Below are 4,097 nucleotides of genomic sequence, written 5' to 3'. Positions count from 1 at the left end.
TCCCTGACGGAGGGACAACCATGACCGAACCGATCCTGCGCATGTCGGGGATCTCGAAGTCGTTCAACGGCATCCCGGCGCTCGCCGATGTCTCGATCGACGTGCACCGGGGCGAGGTGCACGCGATCTGCGGCGAGAACGGCGCCGGCAAGTCCACCCTCATGAAGGTGCTGAGCGGCGTCTACCCGGCCGGCAGCTTCGAGGGCAGCATCACCCTCGAGGGTGAGGAGATGGCGTTCCGCTCGATCAACGACAGCGAAGCGGCCGGCATCGTCATCATCCACCAGGAGCTGGCCCTCAGCCCGTACCTGTCGATCGCCGAGAACATCTTCCTCGGCAACGAGAAGGCCAAGCGCGGCGTCATCGACTGGAACGCGACGAACACCGCGGCCGCCCAGCTGCTCAAGCGCGTGGGACTGCGCGAGAACCCCGCGACGAAGATCTACGAGATCGGCGTCGGCAAGCAGCAGCTCGTCGAGATCGCGAAGGCGCTGGCCAAGGAGGTCAAGCTCCTCATCCTCGACGAGCCCACCGCTGCACTGAACGACGACGACTCCGCGCACCTGCTCGACCTCATCGATCAGCTCCGCGACCAGGGCATCACCTGCATCATCATCAGCCACAAGCTGAAGGAGGTGCTCCGCATCGCCGACCGCATCACGATCATCCGCGACGGCCGGACGATCGAGACCATGCTCCGCGACGACCCCGAGACCGACGAGGGGCGCATCATCCGCGCCATGGTCGGCCGCGACCTCAACAGCCTCTTCCCGCCGCGCGAGCCCGACATCGGTGACGAGCTGTTCCGCGTCGAGAACTGGACCGTTCACCACCCCGTCGACACCGAACGCGTCGTGATCGACAACGCCTCGTTCATGGTTCGCGCGGGCGAGATCGTCGGTTTCGCCGGACTCATGGGCGCCGGCCGCACCGAGCTCGCGATGAGCATCTTCGGCCGGATGTACGGAACCGGGATCTCCGGCGAGGTGTACAAGAACGGCCAGCAGATCGACGTGCGCACGGTCGACGCGGCCATCAAGCACGGCATCGCCTACGCCACCGAGGACCGTAAGAAGTACGGCCTCAACCTCATCGGCGACATCCAGGTCAACGTCTCGGCATCCGCCCTCGCGCGCCTCGCGCGTCTGGGCGTCGTCGACCGGTACCGCGAGTACAAGGTCGCCGACTCGTACCGCTACAAGATGAACATCAAGGCCCCCAGCGTCGCCGCGATCACCGGACGCCTGTCCGGCGGCAACCAGCAGAAGGTCGTGCTGTCGAAGTGGATGTTCACCGGACCCGACGTGCTCATCCTCGACGAGCCCACCCGCGGCATCGACGTCGGCGCGAAGTACGAGATCTACGGAATCATCAACGAACTCGCGGCCCAGGGGAAGGCCGTCATCGTCATCTCGTCGGAGCTGCCCGAGGTCATCGGCCTCTCCGACCGCATCTACACCATCTCCGAGGGACGCATCACGGGCGAGGTCAGCCGCGCGGATGCCACCCAAGAGACGCTCATGCGGCACATGACCGCCGGAAGGAACTGACAGCAATGGCCACCGCATCCACCCAGACGGTCGAAGCGCCGACCCAGCCCGGGCCGCGCCGCCGCGGCATCCTGTCGCGCATCAACTTCCGTCAGTTCGGCATCCTCGCCGCCCTGGTCATCATCATCGTGCTGTTCCAGGTGCTCACCGGCGGGCGACTGCTCATGCCGGGCAACGTCAACAACCTCATCCAGCAGAACGCCTACGTGCTGATCCTCGCGATCGGCATGGTCATGGTCATCATCGCCGGGCACATCGACCTGTCGGTCGGCTCGGTGGTCGCCATGGTCGGCGCGATCGCGGCGATCGCGATGAACCAGTGGGGCCTGCCGTGGTGGCTGGCCGTGATCCTCTCGCTCGCCGTCGGCGCCGTCGTCGGTGCCTGGCAGGGCTTCTGGGTCGCCTTCGTCGGCATACCCGCGTTCATCGTCACGCTTGCCGGCATGCTGCTGTTCCGCGGCCTGACCCTGGTGCTCCTGACCGGCGGGACCATCGCGGGTCTGCCCGACGGCTTCACGGCCATCGGCGCCGGCTGGCTGCCGCCCATCCTCGGTTACGTCGGTGTGTGGGACTCCCTGACGGTGGTCCTCGGCTTCGTCGCCGTGGTCGCGCTCATCGCCCAGCAGCTGCGGACGCGGGCGACGCTGCGTCGCCTCGAGCTGCCCCGCGAGGTCGCGTGGTCGTTCTGGGCGAAGAACGCCATCGCCGCGGTCGCGATCATGGCGGTCGCCTTCACCCTCGCCGCCTACAACGGCACCCCGATCGTGCTGATCATCCTGGCCGTGCTCGTGCTCGCCTACACGTTCGTGCTCAACCGCACGACCTTCGGTCGTCACGTCTACGCAATGGGCGGCAACCTGTTCGCCGCCGTGATGAGCGGTGTGAAGACGAAGTGGGTCAACTTCTTCATCTTCGTGAACATGGGCGTGCTCGCGGGCCTGGCCGCCGTGGTCAGCACCGCTCGCGCCGGTGGCGCCGTGGCATCCGCCGGTCAGAACTACGAACTGGATGCCATCGCCGCCGTGTTCATCGGTGGAGCGGCCGTCCAGGGCGGCATCGGCACCGTGATCGGCGCCGTCGTCGGTGGCCTCGTCATGGGCGTGCTGAACATGGGTCTGTCGATCCTCAGTGTGGATGCCGCCTGGCAGATGGCGATCAAGGGCATCGTGCTGCTGCTGGCCGTCGCATTCGACATCTTCAACAAGCGGCGTAACGGCGGTGCGTGATCGGATGGGGAGCGTGGCCCCGGGGCCCGCTCCCCATCCGCGCGGCTCCGATGGGATGATGGGGGAGGTGCGCCCCTCATGACCCCTGCCGTGTTCGAGCCCGCGACGCCGCTCGCACCCCCGGCCGGTCGTACGACCAACGACCTGATCCGCCAGCAGAACCTCGCGTCCGTGCTGTCGCTCCTCCACTCGCGGGGAGCGCTCTCACGCGCGCAGCTCGGCGCCACCACCGGCTTGAACCGCTCGACCGTGACCGGCCTGGTCATGGAGCTCACCGAGCTGGGGCTCGTCCGCGAAGCCCCGGGCGGGGAGCGCACCGGCAAGGTCGGGCGGCCCACGCTCGACATCGAACCCGAAGACCACGTCGCGGCCCTGAGCGTGCGCGCCGAGCCGCACGCGGTGACCGTGGCACTCGTCGGACTCGGCGGCGTGGTGCACGCGCGCTTGCGCCACGACACCGCGAGCGCTCCCTCGCCGCGCCGGTTCGTGCAGATCGTCGAATCGTCGGTCGAGGCGATGCGCGCCGACATCGACCGCCACTACCGCGTGGTCGGTGCCGGCCTCGCGGTGCCGGGTCTGGTCAACGCGAACGGCTCGGTCCTCGTGTCGCCGACGCTCGGGTGGAAGCGCGACCCGGTCGCCGCCCGCCTCAGCGATCAGCTCGGCATGCCGGTCATGGCCGGCAACGACGCGAGCATCGGTGCCCTCGCCGAGTCGCGGTTCGGCGTCGGGGTGGGCGTCGGCAACCTCCTCTACCTCGGCGGCGCGATGCACAGCATCGGCGGCGGGCTCATCATCGACGGCACCCTGCTGCGCGGAACCTCGGGCTACGCCGGCGAGCTCGGCCACACGGTCGTCGACCCTCGGGGTCGGCGCTGCGTGTGCGGGAGGAAGGGATGCCTCGAGGCCGAGGTCAGCCTCGACCTCCTCGAGCCGCTCCTCGGGCGCCGCAAGCTCGACGAAGACGAGCTCGACGTCGAGCTCGGGGTGGCCCGTGATCCCCGCGTGATGGCCGAGGTCACCCGCCAGGTCGAGGTGCTCTCGGTCGCGCTGACGAACTTCGTCAACGCCTTCAGCCCCGAGACGGTCGTGCTCTCGGGCTACCTGGGCGCCCTGCTGTCGGTGAGTCGCGAGCGCCTGGCCGAAGCGGTGCGCGTGCACCCCCTGGGCGCCGAGGGGCGCACGATCCGCCTCGAGCGCGCCCACCTCCGCTCGCGCCTCATGCTCGTCGGCCCCGCCGAGCTGGCCTTCGCCGACCTGCTGTCGAATCCCGCAGGCTTCCGCGGCTGACGTCGTCCCGTCGCCGCCCCCGCCCCCCGTT

Annotated in this window: 3 protein-coding genes; all 3 read left to right on the top strand. The window is 68.8% G+C overall.

Features of this window, described 5'->3' with window-relative positions:
* Positions 1–20: 20 nt before the first annotated feature.
* The 3 genes from mmsA to P2P98_RS00135 all read left to right on the top strand — a co-directional run bounded on the left by mmsA (position 21) and on the right by P2P98_RS00135 (position 4,066).
* A complete protein-coding gene (gene mmsA / locus P2P98_RS00145) occupies positions 21–1,550 on the top strand; it encodes a multiple monosaccharide ABC transporter ATP-binding protein (protein ID WP_275796016.1) in 1,530 nt (509 codons plus the stop codon).
* Between the two features lie 5 nt (positions 1,551–1,555).
* Complete coding sequence (gene mmsB / locus P2P98_RS00140; RefSeq protein ID WP_058595194.1) at positions 1,556–2,776, top strand: multiple monosaccharide ABC transporter permease; 1,221 nt, start codon at positions 1,556–1,558, stop codon at positions 2,774–2,776.
* Between the two features lie 78 nt (positions 2,777–2,854).
* A complete protein-coding gene (locus P2P98_RS00135) occupies positions 2,855–4,066 on the top strand; it encodes an ROK family transcriptional regulator (RefSeq protein WP_275796010.1) in 1,212 nt (403 codons plus the stop codon).
* Positions 4,067–4,097: the final 31 nt, after the last annotated feature.

The organism is Microbacterium sp. Kw_RZR3 (assembly GCF_029222405.1).
Lineage (GTDB): Bacteria > Actinomycetota > Actinomycetes > Actinomycetales > Microbacteriaceae > Microbacterium.
This window is presented reverse-complemented; position numbering and strand designations above follow the sequence as displayed.